This is a genomic window from Pseudomonas sp. TWI628 (assembly GCF_039673865.1).
Lineage (GTDB): Bacteria > Pseudomonadota > Gammaproteobacteria > Pseudomonadales > Pseudomonadaceae > Aquipseudomonas.
On record NZ_JBDJMM010000009.1, the window covers coordinates 124,855 to 143,522 of the forward strand.

At 61.5% G+C, this 18,668-nt stretch carries 17 protein-coding genes; 3 read left to right on the forward strand and 14 right to left on the reverse strand.

The features are described 5' to 3' along the window. Positions 1–12 precede the first annotated feature (12 nt). The 7 genes from ABE528_RS09270 to ABE528_RS09300 form a co-directional block, all read right to left on the reverse strand. Entirely contained in the window at positions 13–960 is a 948-nt protein-coding gene (locus ABE528_RS09270) for a DUF535 family protein (RefSeq protein ID WP_346652746.1), read from the reverse strand. A gap of 7 nt (positions 961–967) precedes the next feature. Beyond that, positions 968–1,945 (reverse strand): glycosyltransferase, encoded by a 978-nt coding sequence (locus ABE528_RS09275; protein WP_152955152.1) that lies wholly within the window; start codon positions 1,943–1,945, stop codon positions 968–970. A gap of 28 nt (positions 1,946–1,973) precedes the next feature. Beyond that, positions 1,974–2,498 (reverse strand): serine acetyltransferase, encoded by a 525-nt coding sequence (locus tag ABE528_RS09280; protein WP_152955155.1) that lies wholly within the window; start codon positions 2,496–2,498, stop codon positions 1,974–1,976. Between the two features lie 8 nt (positions 2,499–2,506). Beyond that, on the reverse strand, positions 2,507–3,463 hold the full coding sequence (locus tag ABE528_RS09285) for a glycosyltransferase family 2 protein (RefSeq protein WP_346652747.1): 957 nt from the start codon (positions 3,461–3,463) through the stop codon (positions 2,507–2,509). Beyond that, positions 3,456–4,073 (reverse strand): acyltransferase, encoded by a 618-nt coding sequence (locus ABE528_RS09290; RefSeq protein ID WP_152955159.1) that lies wholly within the window; start codon positions 4,071–4,073, stop codon positions 3,456–3,458. The genes ABE528_RS09285 and ABE528_RS09290 overlap by 8 nt, the downstream gene beginning before the upstream one ends. Before the next feature lie 121 nt (positions 4,074–4,194). Then, positions 4,195–5,661, reverse strand: a complete 1,467-nt coding sequence (locus ABE528_RS09295) for a GMC family oxidoreductase (protein ID WP_346652748.1) — start codon at positions 5,659–5,661, stop codon at positions 4,195–4,197. Then, positions 5,658–5,858, reverse strand: coding sequence for a hypothetical protein (locus ABE528_RS09300; RefSeq protein ID WP_346652749.1), 201 nt, complete (start codon positions 5,856–5,858; stop codon positions 5,658–5,660). Before ABE528_RS09300 ends, ABE528_RS09295 begins: the two co-directional genes overlap by 4 nt. A 293-nt stretch (positions 5,859–6,151) precedes the next feature. On the opposite strand from ABE528_RS09300, the gene ABE528_RS09305 reads away from it, so the two are divergent. The 3 genes from ABE528_RS09305 (at position 6,152) to galE (ending at position 11,321) form a co-directional block, all read left to right on the forward strand. Further along, positions 6,152–7,678 (forward strand): O-antigen ligase family protein, encoded by a 1,527-nt coding sequence (locus ABE528_RS09305; RefSeq protein ID WP_346652750.1) that lies wholly within the window; start codon positions 6,152–6,154, stop codon positions 7,676–7,678. Positions 7,679–7,682: 4 nt separating this feature from the next. Beyond that, complete coding sequence (locus ABE528_RS09310) at positions 7,683–10,283, forward strand: glycosyl hydrolase family 5 (RefSeq protein WP_346652751.1); 2,601 nt, start codon at positions 7,683–7,685, stop codon at positions 10,281–10,283. Positions 10,284–10,358: 75 nt separating this feature from the next. Beyond that, the gene (galE, locus tag ABE528_RS09315) at positions 10,359–11,321 is read left to right on the forward strand and encodes a UDP-glucose 4-epimerase GalE (protein WP_346652752.1); all 963 of its coding nucleotides are present in this window, start codon (positions 10,359–10,361) and stop codon (positions 11,319–11,321) included. Between the two features lie 43 nt (positions 11,322–11,364). On the opposite strand, the gene ABE528_RS09320 is transcribed toward galE, so the two are convergent. The 7 genes from ABE528_RS09320 to ABE528_RS09350 form a co-directional block, all read right to left on the reverse strand. Next, entirely contained in the window at positions 11,365–12,171 is an 807-nt protein-coding gene (locus ABE528_RS09320) for a CpsD/CapB family tyrosine-protein kinase (protein ID WP_346652753.1), read from the reverse strand. A gap of 11 nt (positions 12,172–12,182) precedes the next feature. Further along, entirely contained in the window at positions 12,183–13,748 is a 1,566-nt protein-coding gene (locus ABE528_RS09325) for a Wzz/FepE/Etk N-terminal domain-containing protein (RefSeq protein ID WP_346652754.1), read from the reverse strand. Between the two features lie 20 nt (positions 13,749–13,768). Beyond that, a complete protein-coding gene (locus tag ABE528_RS09330; protein WP_346652755.1) occupies positions 13,769–14,887 on the reverse strand; it encodes a hypothetical protein in 1,119 nt (372 codons plus the stop codon). A 25-nt stretch (positions 14,888–14,912) separates the two neighbouring features. Beyond that, positions 14,913–15,458 (reverse strand): polysaccharide biosynthesis/export family protein, encoded by a 546-nt coding sequence (locus tag ABE528_RS09335; RefSeq protein WP_152955175.1) that lies wholly within the window; start codon positions 15,456–15,458, stop codon positions 14,913–14,915. Between the two features lie 286 nt (positions 15,459–15,744). Beyond that, positions 15,745–15,921, reverse strand: a complete 177-nt coding sequence (locus tag ABE528_RS09340; protein WP_178120038.1) for a hypothetical protein — start codon at positions 15,919–15,921, stop codon at positions 15,745–15,747. 235 nt (positions 15,922–16,156) lie between these two features. Then, positions 16,157–17,275: a glycosyltransferase family 61 protein gene (locus tag ABE528_RS09345; protein WP_152955178.1), complete on the reverse strand. Its 1,119-nt coding sequence runs from the start codon at positions 17,273–17,275 to the stop codon at positions 16,157–16,159. 73 nt (positions 17,276–17,348) lie between these two features. Further along, complete coding sequence (locus tag ABE528_RS09350) at positions 17,349–18,506, reverse strand: hypothetical protein (RefSeq protein ID WP_346652756.1); 1,158 nt, start codon at positions 18,504–18,506, stop codon at positions 17,349–17,351. Between the last annotated feature and the right edge of the window lie 162 nt (positions 18,507–18,668).

Consider the following 18,668-nt stretch of genomic DNA (forward strand, 5'->3'; position numbering starts at 1 on the left):
ATCTATGTTCGTTTACTGAAGGGCCAGGTCTGCCGTGCCCTGCTGCACAGGGCTGCCGGCCAAGGTGGCCTGTATCTGGCCAAACACGTCATCCAGCAACGCATGGCGCCTGCGGTACATGGCCCGTTTCTTCGCCGCGACTTCCTCTGCCGCGCGTTGCGCGGGCGCCAGGGGGATGGTGAAAAAGTCCTCGCGGTCCGATGGCCCAGCGCCATTTTCCTGCCAGATCACATCGTAGTTGGCCGCCAGGTCCTGGTGCTTGTCGGCGCCAAAATAGGGATGGCGATGGTGGCGGTACTCATCCCCCACCGCATAGATCCGCACGGCACCCACCGTTCTTGCCACGCACTTTATCGCCTCGATCAACAGGCTTCTGGGGCGCAGGCCTTCGAAATCCTTGGTCAGGTCGCGGTAGATGGTCAGCGAGGTCTCGCTGTCCACGCCCTTGTGGATGCCCTGCACGGCGCCGATGTACAAGCACAGGCCGGCAGCGTCACGGCACAGGGTAAAGGCGAGCGAGGCCACACGCAGATCGCCCTGGAACAGGTTGATCACCAGTTCCCCTTCGCGCTGAAACCAGATCGGCCGGTCGAGCACCAGGCGGCAAACGCTGGAGTACATCGACAGGTCGCACAGCTGCCGCTGCTCGTCACGCCGCAACAGCAGCAACGGGGCACAGTGCGCAGCGACCACTTCATAGTGCGACGCCACCGCTTCGAGCCGCTGCGGGGCACTCCAGCACTTGCTGATGTAGGGCCACTGAACGACGCCAATGCAGTCGACGCCCAGCCGCTCGAAGCGGTCCTGGCCCAGCGCCCGCGACATGCGCTGGGCGAAGGCCTGCAAGCCGGACCACTCCCGCGCCATCGATACCATCAACTTGAACTTGTTGTTGAGCGCGCGCAGCGAATAGCCGGGCTGCAGGGTGAGCACGCTCTTGGCCAGCGATCTGAACGTCATCGTCATGTCATTTGTACTCGATCAGCAGCGCCTTGCCGGCCGCATACCTGTTCAGCAGGAACTTCACCTGGCCGAGCATTTCCGGGAACTTGCCCAGCACCAGGAACACCGCCTGCCACCAGTTCTCCCGCGTCGAGCGCCCGCCCCGGCGTGCCAGGCGCACGGTCTGCAACGGATAGACCAGCAACAACCACAGCCCCCAACCGCCCGACAACAGGCTCACCGCCAGGATCGCCAGTGGCAGCTGCAGGCCCCACAACCAGGCGCGCCGCGATTCACGCAGCCAATGGCGTTCCGGCGTCTGCCCATGCAGGTAAGCGCCTTCGGCATAGGCATAACCGGCACGCAGACTACGCCGCCACCATTGCCCGAAGCGGGTCATGGCGGCATCGTGCAGGGTCATTTCATCGGGCAGGCGCCAGACCTTCCAGCCACCTGCACGCAAGCGCACGCACAGCTCCGGCTCCTCGCCGGCAATCAGGTCAGGGCGAAAACCGGACACCGCCATGAAGGCGTCGACACGCATCAGCGCATCGCCCCCGCAGGCCTTGGCCTCCCCCACTGGCGTGTCCCATTCCAGGTCGCAGAGCAGGTTGTACACCGAGCGCTGCGGGAAGCGTTCGCGGCGGCGCCCGCACACCACCGCCACGTCCGGGTGCTGGTCGAGAAACGCCTGGGCCTTGCCCAGCCAGCCGGCATCCACTTCACAGTCGCCGTCAACGAACTGCACATGGCGGATGCCGGGCACAATGCCTTGCAGGCAGGCAAAGCCCTCGTTACGCGCACGTGCCGCGGTAAAGGGTTGGGTCATGTCCAGCGCCACCACTTCAACGCCCAGACGATTCGCCAGCTGTACCGAGCCGTCGGAGGAGCCGGAATCCACATACACCAGTTGGTCCGCACGCCCCATCAGGGACACCAGGCAGCGCTCCAGGCGCTGGCCTTCATTGCGGCCGATCACCACCACTCCAATGCCTGTCTCCATGGGCCTCACTCGTCAGCTTCGGGCTAGGTCAGGTGTACTGCATCGCGTCGCTGTGCTTGCGTGTCTTGATGGTCGCGGGCACCCCCACTGCCAGGGAGTTGTCCGGCACATCGGTCAGCACCACCGCGTTCGAGCCTATCGCCACGTTGTTACCGATGCGTATATTGCCCAGCACCTTGGCCCCGGCGCCGATGTCCACGTTGTTGCCGAACACCGGGGCGATCGGTTCGTCGACATTCTTCAGGCCCACCACCACGCCGTTGCGGATCCGGCAGTCATCGCCAAAACGGGCATAGCCACTGATGACGATGCCGCCGAAGTGGTCGATGACGAAGTTGCGGCCAATCACCACCTCGCAGGGCAACTCGACCCCGGTGATGATCTGCACGAACTTGAACAGCACCTTGTAGACGAAGGAGCACACTTTGCGCAGCAAGGCTGGGCGCACGCCATAGCGCCAGCGGCCAAAACGATAGACCACCAGCACCCAGAACCCCTGGGCGCCCCAATCACCACCATGAGCGCGCAAGTCTGCACGGATGTTATCGAACATGCTTTCACCTACCGTGTGGGTTGGCTGGCAAACTGGGTCTTGAACAACAGCGACCAGGTGGCGCGGGTGTGCCGCCAGCACGCCTTGATCGCAGCCAGGCCGCGGCCTTTGAGCAATGCCTTGAGCGCCAGCACCAGGTCGCCCAGGCTCACCAGCAGCATGTGCAAGGCCAGCCCCGTTACACCGTGATGCTTGCGGAAATACAGCAGTTCGCTCTCGATCTGGTAACCGGATATCTGCCGGCTCGCCGCTTCCAGTTCGGCCACCGACTTGGAGCTTTCACCGCCAATGTGCACCACGGTGGTGTCGGGGAAGTACACCACTTTCCAGCCGGCTGCCTTCACCCGCTTGCAATGGTCCACCTCCTCGTAATAGAGGAAGTAACGCGGGTCGAACAGGCCCACCTGGTCGAGCACTTCCCGGCGCACCAGGTAAAAGCAACCCGGCAGCCAGTCACACTCACGCACCGAGGCGTGGTCCCAGTCCATTTCATCGACCATTTTCAGGCCCGGGAAGAAACGCCCGAGCCCGGTGCGCCCGACGAACACGTTCAAGGGTGTCGGGAAATAGCGGCAACTGGGTTGCAGATCACCGTCCCGGCCCACCAGGCGCACCCCGAGAATGCCGCACTCCGGGTGTGCTTCCATGTAATCGACGGTTTTCTGCAGGCTGTCGGCGGCCACGAAGGCGTCGGTGTTGAGCAGCAGCGCGTACTTGCCCTGCAGGTGCGCCAGCAACTGATTGTTAGCGCGGCCGAACCCGACATTGCGCGTGTTGCTCAGCAACAAGGCTTGCGGGCAGACCTTGCCCAGGCGCTCCACAGAGTCGTCGACCGAGGCGTTGTCCACCACCAGGTAGCTGGCCAACGCCTCACCGCCTGCGGCGCGCAGTGCATCGAACATCGGCTGCAGCAACGCGGCGGTGTTGAAGTTGACCACCATCACATCGACAGGCTTCTTATCCATTGCTGCCGTCCCCGAAGAAATAGCGACGCCGGTGCATCGCCAAGGTGGACTCCAGCGACGGGTCGTAGGAGCCTTTGCGCTGCTTGATCAGGTCTATCCAGGGGTAGGTGTTGCAGCGCTCCTCGACCCGCTTGATCAGGTCTTCAGTGGTACAGAGGAACTTGGCCGGGTTGCCGCCGACCACCGTCCCTGGCGCTACGTCCTTGGTCACCACAGCGCCGGCAGCCACCACCGAATCAGGCCCGATGGTCACCCGTGGCATGACGATCGCGCCATGGCCGACAAAACTGTTGTCCTTGACGTCGATGAAACCGACCGAGTCCAGCTTCCCGCCGTAGCAGATTTCGATCAGCGCCACCACGCCGTCATGGCCGATCAGTGTGCAATCGGACAAGCCGACGTTATTGCCGATGCGTACCAGGGCCGGGTCGGTCACGTTGCAACCGACATTCATGTGAAAATTGCTGCCCACCGAATAGAACTTGCCCCATCGGCACTGAAATTCGCCCCACTGCCTCGGTGTGGGTTTGCACAGTTTCAGGTAGGCCGTAACGCCCCGCCCGGTGGTGTTGGCATAATGCGCCACTGCACTGCGTATCCATCCAAACATATGGCAAGCCTCGCAATTCAAGCGATCCTGGACTGTCCCTGAGGCGAACACGGTCTCGTTCTTGTGGGTGCTGACCCTGTTGCACTCAACCCTTACACACCGCGACTTCAGTTCAACGAGCTCAGGCTGCCGCCCCCTTTGCCGCGCGCATCTTCTCGTTGAGGTGGTCGGCCAGCCTCAAGGCGAATTGCAGCAGTGGCATTGTCGGGTTCGAAGCCCCGCCGGTGGCGAACACGCTGCTGCCGGCGACATAGAGGTTTTCGGTGCCAAACACCTTGCAGTTGATATCGACCACGCCGTCCTTGGCGGCGGCCGCCATCCGCGTGGTGCCCATGTGATGCGCATGCGGCGACAACACCAGCGGCAGGCTGGTGTCGTAGACGTAATCGCTGAGCTTGATGAAACCCAGGCCCATTTCGGCGAACTGCTTGGCCAGTTCGTTGCCGATGCACTTGATGGTGTGCCGGTCCTCGGCGCTCAATACCCAGTTGACATTGACCTTGGCCACGCCCAGTTCGTCCTTTTCGTCGAGCAACGAGATACGACTCTGAACGTTGGGGAACTGCTCGATCAGCGTGGTGATCACGCCATCGCCCGGGCAGCTGAACTTGGCCACGAATTCGATCTTGCTGGCCACGCCCATTTCACAGGCCAGTGTTTCCAGGAAGTGCTTCACTTCGGCCGTGCGGCCGTAGGTCCGCACATCCTCCAGCACAGACGCCAGAACATTGCCTTTGCCAGCGTGGTATTCAGCGACGAAGGCATCGGTGGTGAAGTATTGGCGCGGTTCGGCGTCCTCCCCGCTGCGCAGGATGAACTTGCCCATGTCGATATTCAGGTGCTCCATGAAGCACCGACCGACCAGGCCCTCCTTGCGCACGATGCCCGCCTGCGCCAACGACTGGCTGTTGAGCAGCTGCCTGGCGTTTTCAATGGCGCCCATGGCCAAGATGAAGTTGCGCGCGGTGACCGGCTGACGCTTGCCGTCGTAATCGGACACCTGAACAGCTTTCAGTTGACCGTGGGCCTGATCGAACAGGAGGTCGACGCAGTTGCAGTTGATGAACACATCCAGCCCAGGCGTTTCGTCGAGCGCCGCGGCGTATTTCTGCGCAAAACGTGTTGGCGGGCTGAGCAGGAAACGGTCGGCATCGAAATCGCCACCTTTCAGGCCCGGATTCACCGCGCGAAACTCCGCGCCCTGGGGCAGGTCGACGATCTCCATGGCACCCGGCAGATAGCGCTCGATTTCAGCGTAGGGGATCGGCCAACCGGGCATGTCGACCGGCGGGGGCACGGCAAAATCGGAAGCCGTGAAGGGCCGGCAGCGCCCCATCCAGTGATTGGAGGTGCCGCCCAGGTAACGCAGGCGGGCTTCCCCAGGGTACAGCTCCAGGCCAGTGGAGGTGCACTTGTACAGCGCCTGGGAGCGCGGTGTGTACTCACGCCCGCCGCCTTCGAGCAACGCCACGCTCCACCCGGCATCGGCCAGGCGCAAGGCCAGCGTGATCCCCGCCGGGCCTGCACCGATGATGCAGAAGTCGTAAATGTCACGTAGGGACTTGTCGGCCTCGTAGTCCTTGATCATGAGCGTCCGTCCTGGAAGTAGCCAACCGGCAATACCCAGCCATTGATGATGACGAAGCCGCCTTTTGGTTCAGGTTTACGCGATGCGTTGGCATTGGCGCAGACACCGAACACGGCCGCCCCGGCACTCAACAAGACACAACTGCGAATAAAGCCCCTGCGCCCAAGCAAGGGAGTACAAAACTGCAGCTTCCCCATGATCACAGCCCCATACCATTGATTTTATTATGCCCCGCGCTCTGCTGCGGGCCTTGTCGGGCGACCATCAGGGTCAATCGAAAAAGCACGTCGACAGCGCGGCACAGCGTGCCCCTGTCGCAATCATAGGCACAACCAGTGCCACGCGCCTGTGCTGAAAGCTTCGCTTCGCCACAATTTCAATCGACTGCATGACTTCAATCTCTGACCGAATGGCTAGAAGTCACTATAGTTTCATTTAGCCACGATGCTAGCCTCCATCCAGTCCACCGAGGGATAGGTGCCTACAACCCATGCCTGAACATTTAAGAGCCCTGGTCGTCATTTTGCTTGTGGCCAGTGTGGTTTTCTTCATGGCCCGGCGTCCGGCAACGGACCTGATCCCCCTGGCGGACTTCAAGCGACGCCGCAACGTGTGGTTTGTCCTGACCCTGGCGGCATTTTTTGCCCACAGCTTCTGGCTGTATGCCGGCGCCGCCACGGTCATCCTGCTGGTCGCCAGGCGCCGCGAGCACAACCCGCTGGCGCTGTTTTTCCTGTTGCTGTTCCTGATCCCGCCAGCGATGACCGAAATACCCGGTTTTGGCGTGATCAACTACCTGTTCGACATCAACCACCAACGCGTCCTGACCTTGTGCGTGCTGCTGCCAGCAGCGCTGGTGCTGCGCAAGCAAAGCGACAGCATTCGCTTCGGCCGCCTGCTGCCCGACAAACTGCTGCTGGCCAGCCTGGTACTGACCAGCGCGCTGGCGCTGCGCGAAACCACCGTTACCGACACGCTGCGCCAGGTGCTGAGCCTGTACATCGATGTGTTCCTGCCCTATTACGTGGCCAGCCGAGGCTTGCGTGAACTCAGTGACTTCAAGGACGCCATGCTCGCGTTCGTCCTGGTTGGCTTCCTCCTGGCGCTGCTCGGGGTTGCCGAGTATGTCCGTCACTGGCTGCTGTACAACGCCCTGATCGATGCCCTGGGCCTGCAATGGGACATGAAAGCCTACCTGAGCCGTGGTGGCTCGTTGCGTGCCAGCGTCACCACCGGGCAGGCCATCGTGCTCGGCTACGTGATGGCCGTGGCCATCGGTCTGTTCCTGTTCGTGCAGCACTTCGTGCAACGGCCTGCGCACCGCTACATGGGTGCCCTGCTGCTGGCCGCCGGGCTGTTTGCCCCGCTCTCGCGCGGCCCGTGGATAGGCGCAGGCGTGATCGTGGTGGTGTTCATCGCGCTGGGCAGGCACGCCGTGTCGCGCCTGGCGTTGCTGGCCCTGGCCGGCGTGTTGAGCATACCGTTGCTGAGTGTCTTGCCCGGTGGCGACAAGATACTCGACCTGCTGCCCTTCATCGGCAAGGTGGACACGGAAAACATCACCTACCGCCAACGCCTGCTCGACAATTCGTGGATCGTCATCCAGCGCAACCCGCTGTTCGGCTCCTTCGATTACCGCAGCACCCCGGAAATGCAATCGATGATCCAGGGCGAAGGCATCATCGACATCGTCAACACCTACGTCGGCCTGGCCCTGCGCATCGGCCTGGTGGGGCTGGGGCTGTTCCTGGGCTTTTTCGCCTGCATTTTGCTGGGCATCCACAGGACGATGCGCGCGATCAGCGACAACGCCGACCCGTATCGCCTGCTGGGGCGGGTGTTGCTGGCGACCTTGCTGGGGATCCTGGTCACCATTTTCACCGTCAGCAGCATCACCGTCATCCCGATCGTGTACTGGTCAATTGCCGGGCTCAGCGTCGCCTACCTGCAGATGATGCGCCGACAAGCCACTGAAGAAACCCGTCAGGTGACCACCATCAGCCTTCAACCGAGGTAGCTCAATGCCCAGTCTTGCCCTGTGTACATGGACCCGCACATCGCTACTGGTCGGCCTGCTGGCATTGCCAATGGGCGCCTGGGCATCCGACTGGGTCGTGCGTGTCGACGAACAGAACGGCCTGCCCACGCTGACCCATGGGGGTGGCCTGGCCTTCGTGCCCAGCTTCGACTTCTGGGGCGCGAACTGGGGCTGGACCGGGTTCTATCCGACGCTCAAGGTCGATGGGCCCTACCGTTACACGCTGACCGGCACCAACAAGGACCTGGACTTCGACCTCAAGGCAAACATCCACAAGCCCCAGGCGCAAACCCTCACCTGGGACTTCGACCTGCAGGCGCACAGCAGGCAGAGCGATGTGATGGGCGGCGGTATCGTCTGGCGCTTCGACCCCACGCTGATTGCCGGAGAAATGGGCGACCCGGTGCTGTTGCCCGATAACCGCGGCTGGGCGTGGGGCAAGAACCCACAAGGGCCACACGTGGAAATGCGCTTCGATCCACCGCTGGCCAAGGTCTATTTCGAACGCGGCAACACCGACCAGGTGCGCACTTTCTTCTACACCGACCCGATCAAGCCTGGGCAACAGCAGATCAAGGCACAGCTGAGCGTGACCGGGGATATCACCATCGGCCAGACCGCCACCGAACGCTTTGGCATGACCGACCCCACGGCATGGCCGGATGACCAGCTCGACTGGCGCACTTCACCGGTCGACCTGTCGTTCCTCAATGCAGCGGAGAAACCGGCTGGCAAGCGCGGCTTCGTCAAGGCCGATGGTGAACAGCTGGTGTTCGCCGACGGCACCCCGGTACGCTTCTGGGGCACCAACCTGTCGGCCTATGCGCTGTTCCGTACGCCTGACGAGGAAATCAAGCTGCAGGCCAAGCGCTTGTCAGCCCTGGGCTTCAACCTCGTGCGCCTGCACCACCACGACTCCCCTTGGGTGACCCCCAACATCTTCGGTGACTTGCTGAAGATCAAGGACACCCAGCAGCTCAGCGCCGAGTCGCTGAAAAAGATCGACCTGTGGATCAAGAGCCTCAAGGACGAAGGCATCTATGTCTGGCTCGACCTGCATGTGTCGCGGCCGCTCACTGCCGCCGACAACATCTATGGCTTCGACGAGCTGCCCAAGGACCATACGGTCGCCGGCCTCAAGGGCTACCTGTTCGTCAACGTGACCATGCAGCAGGCCTTGAAGCGCTTTGCCGAGCAATACCTGACCCACGTGAACAGCTACACCGGGCTCGCCTACAAGGACGACCCGGCGATTGCCGCGGTGCTGATCACCAACGAGAACGACGTCACCCACCACTTCGGCAATGCGCTGCTGCCCGACAAGGACGTGCCCAAGCACAGCCGGCTGTACATGGACCAGGCCAAGGCCTTCGCCCAGCGCCACGACTTGCCGGCGGACAAGACCTGGCGCGCCTGGGAGCACGGCCCGTCGAAGCTGTTCCTCAACGACCTGGAGCAGCGCTTCTATGCCGACATGATCGGCTACCTGCGCACGCTGGGGGTCAAGGTACCGATCGCCACCACCAGCACCTGGGGCCTCAATGGCCTGTCCTCGCTGCCTGCGCTGACTGCGGGTGACGTGATCGACGCGCACAGCTACGGCGGCCTCGGCCAGCTGGAGAAGAACCCGCTGAGCAGCGACGGCATGATCAACTGGCTGGGCGCGGCCCAGGTACTGGGCAAGCCGATGACCGTTACCGAGTGGAACGCCGAACCCTTCCCCCTGCCCGACCGCCACACCTTGCCACTTTACGTGGCCGGCACCGGCAGCCACCAGAGCTGGGACGCGATCATGCAATACGCCTACAGCCAGCAGGCGTTCTTCGAACAGTGGCGCCGGGCCGACAACTGGAATGCCTACAACGACCCGGGGCTGATCGCCACCCTCCCCGCCGCCGCCCTGCTCTATCGGCGCCAGGACGTGCACCAGGCCAAGACCCGCTACGTGTTCGCACCCACGGCAGCGACCCTGTTCAACCAGGACATCTCACCGGCCAACTCGGTGATGTTGCGCACCGCCATGGAGAAAGGCCGCCTGCAGATCGCCATGCCGCAAACCCCGGAGTTGCCGTGGCTGCAGGCCGCCGCGCTGCCCGCCGACGCGCAGGTGCTGAAAGACCCAGGGCAGTCCCTGATCGATGCCGGCGCCAGCGAAGCCGTCAGCGACAGCGGCGAGCTGCGCCACAACTGGCAGCAAGGTCTCTACACCATCAATACGCCCATGACGCAAGCGGCGACTGGCTGGCTGGGGGGCCAATCGCTCAGCGTGGGCGATATCCAGGTCCAGCTGAAAACCGGCTATGCCAGCGTCGTGGTGCAGAGCCTGGACAGCAAGCCGCTCGCCCAGTCGCGCAGCCTGCTCGTTTCACTGGGCAGCCGCGCCATCCCCAGGCCCGAGGACGTCACCCCCTTCCGTGTCGAACCGCTCGAAGGCAGCCTGAGCATCAAGGCGCCAGCGGGCCTGAAACTCTACAGCCGCAGCAGCGATGGCCAGGAAAATGCCCTGCCCGCGAGCTACAAGGATGGGCGCTACCTGATCACCTTCGATGGCCAGCACATGGCCAACTGGCTGTTCTTGAAATAGGGCATATCGCCATCTACAGTCATTGAAGCCCTGTATTCCAGGCATTCGACGCTGCGTCTGCTCCAGGAGGATTGGATGAAGTACTTGGTTGTCGGTGGTGCAGGTTATATCGGCTCACACATGGTCAAGCACCTGCTGCGTGCCGGCCATGAGGTGGTGGTGGCAGACCTTGAGGCGCCGGCGCCCGGCATCGAATGGGTATGCCTGGACATCGCCGACGGCCACGCGCTGGACGCCCTGTTCAGCGACTATCACTTCGATGCGGTGTTCCACTTCGCCTCGTTCATCCAGGTCGGCGAATCGGTGGCCGACCCCGACAAGTATTACCTGAACAACGTCTGCGCGACCCTGAGCCTGTTGGAGGCCATGGTCCGGGCGGGCATCAAGCGGCTGATCTTCTCCTCCAGTGCCGCCGTATACGGCGACCCTCAATATGTGCCCATCGACGAGCAACACCCCAAGGTGCCGATCAACCCCTACGGGCGCACCAAATGGATGGTGGAACAGATGCTCGAAGACTTCGACCGGGCGTATGGGTTGCGTTCGGTGAGCTTGCGTTATTTCAATGCGGCAGGTGCTGACCCGGACGGCGAGCTGGGCGAATGCCATGAGCCGGAAACCCACCTGATTCCACTGATCCTGCAGGCCGCCTCTGGGCGTCGCGAGGCCGTGACCGTGTTCGGCCATGACTACGACACCCCCGATGGTACTTGCATCCGTGACTATGTCCACGTTGCCGACCTGGCGTCGGCACACGCGCTGGCCGTGGAGCACCTGCTGGCCGACGGCGCGACCACGGCGTTCAACCTGGGTAACGGGCTGGGGTTTTCGGTGCAGGAAGTGATCGATACTGCACGCGCGGTGACCGGGCGGCAGATCAATGTCATCGAAGCGCCACGCCGCGCTGGCGACCCGCCCCGGCTGGTGGCAGATGCTGAAAAAGCCAGGTCAATGCTGGGCTGGCAGCCTGCGTTCAGTTCACTGGAGGTGATCGTGAACCATGCGTGGGAGTGGGAGCTGAAGTATCCCTGGAAATGACAGCCAGCCCCTTCGCACCCGCTCGGCGCGAAGGGGCCAACCCTCAGTAGTAAGTCCGCGGCTGCTCATCCGCCTTGTTCAACACCGCCCCCACCAGGTTCGATGAAGCCAGGTGATACAGGCAATCCTCGATATCCTTCTTGCTGTTCATGCCATTGGCCACCACCAGCAGCACGCAGTCGAACTTCGGCAGCACGGTGATCGCGTCGTCCGAACTCAGCAGTGGCGGCAAGTCGAAGATGCAGATCCGCGAGTCATAGCGGTCGCGCAGCTCGCCGATCAAGGTGTTCACCTTGGCCGATGACAGCACCTCGGTGGACATCGGTACCGGCTCGCGGGTCGGCAGCACGACAAAGCGTGGCAGTGTCGGGTTGACCAGCGCCTCTTCGAGCCAGGCCTTGCCGTTGAGCACGTCGTTCAGCGCCTTCTCCATCGGCAAGCCGAGGCTGCTGCCAACCCGTGGGCGGCGCAGGTCGAAGTCCACCAGCAAGGCGGTCTTGTTGGTGTGATGGGCGATGCTCATGGCCAGGTTGACGGCCAGTACCGTCTTGCCCGCCTCGGGCGTTGGCGAGGTGATCGCCAGCGTGCGCCAGCCATTGTCCTCCATGGCCTGCAGCACCTGGGTGCGCAGCAAGTCGATCGCCCCGCTCATGTTCGAGTTCTTGTTGAACGAAACAATCCGGTTACGCTCCAGGTGTTCCGCATTCAGCGGCACCACCTTGGTCTGAACGTAATCGAACTGCCCGAGTTCACCAGACTTCGGCATGACCGAAGGCACCTGCGCCGTCTCTGACGTGGCAGCCGAAACCTGGTGAATGTTCTTACCAATAGCCGGCGTACTTCTGTCCATCGCTGCGCTCCCTATTCAAACCGAGCCATAGCTTTGAAAAGCAGGAGGTCCAAAGGCATGTAAAACATGTGGACGCCCACCAACAGGATAGCAACCAGCAGCAAACCGGTACCGATCATCATCGACAACAGCCTTTTGCGCCTGGCCTTGTCCGCCTTGGTCGAGATAAACGGCACCGCCACCAGCACGCGCCGGCCCAGCACGCTTTCCAGGGCACCGACACCGCGCACGCGCTGATTGAGCATTTCCAGCAGCATCACCAGGCCACCGCCAGCGGCCGGGGCCAGCACCAGGCCAAGGGCGACGATTTTCTTGCGGTTGGGTTTGACCGGTTTTTCCGGCATCAGCGGCGGCTCCAACAGCACGAAGCGCTCGGCCTTGTTTTCCTGCTCGAGGCTTTCGGTGATCTTCGCGCCCATCTGCTTGTTGCGGATTTCTTCGTATTTCTTGCGTGCGTTGTCATGGTCACGCAGTAGCGTCACCAGGCCGCGCTCGACTTGCGGCGCCTCGAGGATATCGGCCTCATAGCCTTCGATCTTGGTGGTCAGCTGGCGCTTCTGATCGGCCAGCGAGGCGATGCGCGACTGCGCAGCAGCCATCTTGGTCCGTACGCGTGCGGCGTCGAGGTTGCCGCCAGCCGCTACGGCAATACCCTGGTTACCCGCTGCCTTGAGCGCGTCGATCTTGCGTTTGATCGCCACCACGTCCGGGTGCGCTTCGGTGTATTTGGTCAGCAGTCGGGCGTATTCGGCCTTCAGCCCTGGCAGATCCTGAGGGTCTGGGGCAACGGCCCTGCCATTGGCCGCCTGGGTCGGCACGCCGGAGTTGGCCGCCGCCAGTTCCAGTTCCAGATAACGCAGTTCTTCCTGCGCAGCCTTGTAGTCACGGTCCACCTCACGGAACTCCAGTTCCGCGCGCGACAACATGCTCATGCGCAACTGCTGGTTTTCAGGCAAGGCATTGGAATGCGCCTGCTTGAAGTCCGCCAGCTTGTTTTCCAGGTCGGCCAGCTCGGCGCCGAGCTTGTCAGCTTCCTGGGAGAGGAACTCGGTGGTTTCGGTGGCGCGTTCGGTACGCTGCTTCATGTTCTCGTTGAGGAACAGCGACACCAGTTCGTCTGCCACTTCCTTGGCTACGTCCGCGCGTTTGTCCTCGTAGGATACGGTAAAGGCCACGGTGGCCTCGCCGCGCCCCTTGACGTACGTGCTGAGCGTGGCGACCACGATCGCACTGCGCATCTGCTCGATCTTGTCGGTTTCGCTGAAGCGGCTGCCGCGGTCAGCGAACAGGTTGTACTTCTCGATGATCCGCGCCAGGTTCTCGCGGGTCATCACCCGCTGGCGGATGACCTCGATACGCTCATCGGCAAAGGTGTTGTTGCCGGCCGAGACCAGGTCCGGGGAGATCTGCTGCGATTCCACCAGAATGGTCCCGGTCGATTGATAGATCGGCGGCACACTGATCGCCACCCCGATGGTGGCGGCCACCACGACCACTATGACGATCGCCAGCAACAAGGCTCGGTCCTTGATGATGGCGATGTAATCTTTGATAGAAAGCTCGTACTCAGATTTCATAGTGGCCACCAATCCGGAGTTCAGATGTCGGGGTATCTATACGTCAGCGTCAAACCCGCGATAGTAGCGTCGGCATTGGGCAGGCCGCTTTGTTGACGCTCCTTGTACAGCAACGAAAAGCGCAGGTCCCAGGCCGGCGAAAACGCCCGGCTGGCCCACACGCTGTAGGTCTGCATGGTGTTGGGGTTCTGCCCTTTGCTGTCCTGCCACCAGGCGTCTGCGCCGACCCGGGTGGTTTCAGTGAGCAGGTAGCTCCAGCTGCCACGCACCATGTCCATCTCGGCTGCACCGCCCTCGGCGTTGGACATGGTGGAGCGGTCGGCACTGAAGCTGGCCTCGTGACGCGAGCCACGGTAGGTCAGCGATGCGCCGCCTTCACCACGGCGCTGGGTACCGGCACCGTCAGTCTGGTTGACGCCAACATGCATGGCGCCGACCAGGCTGTCGGAGAACTGGTACTTCAGGCCAATGCTGGGGACGTAGCTGTTGGTGGCGATGGCCGTGGTGCTGCTGTCCGGTTCGTAACGCCGCGCCTCGAAACCGGTGATGATGTCGGTGCGTTCGCTAAAGGCGTACGTCCAGGTGAAATCGTTGGCGTACTCGTCGTAACCGGTCAGCGTACTGATGTCGTAAGTGGCATGGGAGTAGCGCAGTTCGTTGGCCAGGGTACTGCGCTCGGTGACCGCGCTGCTCCAGTTGCCCGTGAGCCTGGACATCTTCTGGGTGCCGTCCGTGGTGGTCACCACACCGGTGTCCTGCACCGCGCCGGAAAGCGTCGAGCTTTCATCGTACTGCGCCAGCAGGCCAAAGCCGCCGCTTTCGGTTTCGCGCTGCCAGCCCAGGCTGAGGTTCGGGTCTTCACGGTCATCCATCACCGAGCGGTCGGACGAGCGCAGCACCTGCATACCCACGCCCATGCGCAACTGGTCACGATCGAACTGACCCACCAGGGTGTAATCAGGCGCAATGATCGTACGCGTCACACCTTTCTCCTTGGAGGTCAGGAGCAATGGGTTGCTGTCGTACTCGACAGTCGTGGGAACCTCGACTGAAGACTGCCAGCTGGCGGCATCAACCACCCCGGAGAACGGCATCATCATGATTGCCGTTACAACACTCGTCGTTTTATTGATAGGCACAAGTCGTTCTTAATTATTAGGAGAGTCAGGGTACGACCAGCGTATCGCCAGCCTGAAGTTGGAAGTTGGTGGACATGTCACGCCCAGAAACCAGATCCTTGTAACGCACCGGCATGACCTTTTGGCCGCGGATGACCTTGATGGCACTTTCGTCGGCGAATTTGTCCATTCCACCCGACATGCTCAGGGCCTGAAGCACCGCCGTAGGGCCTGCCATCGGCACCGGGCCGGGCTTGATCACTTTGCCTTGAACATATACCAGATTACCAGCGGTACTGGTGACGACCACGCTGACATTCGGCTGGGCCAGGTAAGGTTTCAGTGCGGTCTCGATTTTTTTCGCCACGGCGGTGGCTTCAAGGCCGGCGACATCCACGCGACCCGCCAACGGGAAGGTGATACTGCCATCGGGAAGGACCACGGTTTCCTGACGCAGGGTGTCTTCCTGCCAGACCGAGATCATGACCTTGTCACCGGGGCTTAACAGGTAGGTAGAAGAGGTAGTGTCGGCGGCGGCGGTGCCAGACCATGCCACCAGGGCGCAGAGAACGGACATCAGCAAACGTACCATGAGGGATCCCTCCGGCCAGTCGGCCCAGGTTAAGAGCACTGAATGAGTACAACGACGAACCTCTCGCTCCGCTTCGCAGCCTGTTTGCTGCGACGGCCTCACCCATCCTGAGGCCCTTTACCGCGATGCCGCCCTGCCTACCTTTTTTGCCGCCGTTTGCGCCGAGGGCGCTGGCTACTGGAATATAGCAACAGCTGTAAAATAGACAAGCATTGCCCACCCCAAAAAACGTAAACGTCCACACTTTAGCGTCAACGCATTGGCATCGCGATAAAAATGAAACAACTTAGATCTTCTTTCTGTTGGCCACCGCGATGAAACCGATCACCGCGGATGCGAACAACCAGCCCGCCGTGGACAGCGGGACAATGGTATTTTCGGATAAGTAAGAATCCGCCGCTCGCGCTGCTCCAGTCAATAAAATCAATAAGAAGAAAGACTTGATGAGCAAAGTCGAGCGCATATTCGCCACCTTCAAAGAGGAACGTTGTTATTAATTTGGCGGAAGACTGGATCGCTGTTGATTTGAGCTTATGGGCACAATGACATTACGTCAATGATCCGACACCATAATAAATCTCAATGGGACGTGGCTGGCCTCGTCAAAATGCCGCCAGCCTGAATTTGCTGGGTTCGGCGACCTGCCAGGACTGCGTTGTGGCGCAATACCTGGCAGTGGGTTGCCGACGATACGAGGTTCAATGAGGGAACAAATCCAGGGTTCGCTCCACTTCATCGATATCAATGGTGAAGCCTTCACCTTGCGGCGTCCCGACCACGAAACCGAAGTGCTGATGGTCGCGATCCGTCAGGTATTTGTAGTAGCTCACAAACCGGTTCGGCGGCTGCAGCGCCAGTATCGAACCACCGGGCTGCAGGACATTGACCCCATGTACCAGCTGGCTGCCCTCAACGCCAATCACCGTCCTCGCCCCCGCACAGGCGGCGACGATACCTGGCACATCGGTTTTCATCGGGTCGATGACGCGAAAACCGCGGTGTTTCTGCAGGTGCGAGGCGACTTCAAGCTCATTGCGCATCAGGCGCAAGTCGCCATCGCTGCCACGCAGGATGAACACCCCCGGGTGCGGCGACGGGTCGACATGCGACAACAACTTGTCACCCATGGCGCGGTAACGTGAATACCTGCTGCGGTTGTTGCTGAGGTCGTCGAACAACACCAGTTCGCGGAAGAACGCGCCACGCGTGCGCAGCGGCTGCATGCCCAGCCAGCGCTCGTACGCCGGCCCTTGAGTGAACAGCGGGTAGCGCGCCGACGGCGCCGTGGTGACCGGCACACCTTCTTCGCAGGCCAGGGCGTAGGTCGGGCAGTCTTCCATCAACCAGGTACCGAACCAGGTATTGCCGTTCTGGGTGCAGTAGATGGCCCCACGGTCGATTTCGTGATCCACCGTGATGCCGGGAAATCGGCTCGGTTTCAACGACAGCCAATGGCTGGCATTGCCTTTGTACAACGCCCCGTCGATCAGCCAGACATCCTTGAGCAGGTAGCCACGTGTCGGCCCCTGTTCGACGGTGATTCCGCCTTCCATGGTGCGCGCAGGATGCACATACGGATAGAAACGCTTCGCCTCCCAGCCCGTTACCCGCTCCAGCTGGTCAGGCAAATAGAACGCCGGGGGCGAGACGGTTGTTTCACCGGGTGCGATATCCCAGACTTTCTCGGCGACGCGCTTGATATCGATATCAGCCTTGCGTGCCAGGCGCTTGCGCGCGATGTGCTGATAGGCCGCCAGGGTCCAGGTGTTCTGGCTGGCAACCGAAGAGCCACTGAAGTTCGAAATACCACTGCCCATGAAACGCCCTCCCGATGTGACCAGTCTCTGGTCTGAGGCAAGGCACGCACTCCAGGCATGCCTTGAAGTCGGTTCAGCTGGAAACGACAACCCTTTCCATCATGGGCGGGGACTGTAGCGTGGCGTAACGGCTGCGCAGGGTTTGCAGGAATGACTCGTTACTGCTCCTGGCGCCATAGAGGTAGATCTTGTGCAGGCCACCAAAGACCATTTCGTGATAACGGCTGGCGACTTCCTCATCGCTGGGCCCTTCCGGCAGCCCCAGGTGAAGCGTCAGTTTGTTGCCCTCGACGGCGAACAACGGCGTATCCCAGAGGAACTGCGCGGTCCCCGTGCGAGGTAGGCGGACAAACAGGTAGGCATGGTTGCCCAAGGCATCGATATCACCACCGCGCCGGCGCTTCCACTTCAGCAGGCCGTCATCCGGCCGCGCCAGGCAAAGGCCGATATCGTAATAGTCATAACCGTTGGCCAAGGCCCACTCGAGCGCCATGAAGGTGGTGATCGAGTTGACCTCGCGCAGCCTTTTCGGGTCTGAGAACACGGCTTCGCAATAACCGAAACGCAGGGTGCTCCAATAGCGTTTGCCGTCGCGCGTGATCTCGCAGCCCAGATGGCAGCCGATCACCTCGTCGCCGCAAGTAATCAGATCAAGGCGCCCCACCCCCTTGGCCAGACGAAACACTTCGTCGGTTGGAAACTGCGCCGCATGGATGCCCTGCCTGGCACTGGCATAGGGCCGTAGCAACTGTTGATCGGCCATGGCGATCTCGTCATCGGCGATTGTCTGGCGCATCTGGTAGAGCGGGCGATTCTTGCGAATGCTGCGGCGCAGTTCACTGTCGTAGCGAGCCGTGATGTCGTCCAGCGAACGCCCCAGCGGCACCACGGCGCTCAGGTAATGGGGTACCGTCAACGCGCCGGATGTCGGCATCTCGCTCACCACCACCACATGACGGTTCGTCGCGGGAGCCGCCTCCTCGCCAGCTTCGGCCGCTTGTTGCTGGCCCTTGCCGCCAATCAGCAACTTGGCCATTTCGCGCTGATGCTTCCTGCCGATGTAGAGGATTTCGTAAGGGCTGGCCTGCTGCAGCCGGAAACGCGAGATTTCCCAGCGCCAGAAGCAGGTACGGGCCAGCAGCTCGCGTAACTTGCTTGAAACGGTTCGTATCTCGTAGCGCATGGAAGGCGAGATCACTTTTCGCGCCACAGCCGCCAAGTTCTCTTTCATGTCTTCTTCGACGTCCTTTGATATTGTCAACGGGGCTGAAAGGAAAACAATAAAGCGGAGCTTGAAAGCCTGCATAACGTGTTGATTTATAAACTATCAACTTCGGATGCCGCCTTCATATTCAGTAACAATTTAAGATGCAGGAGCGCTGCTTGGCAAGCG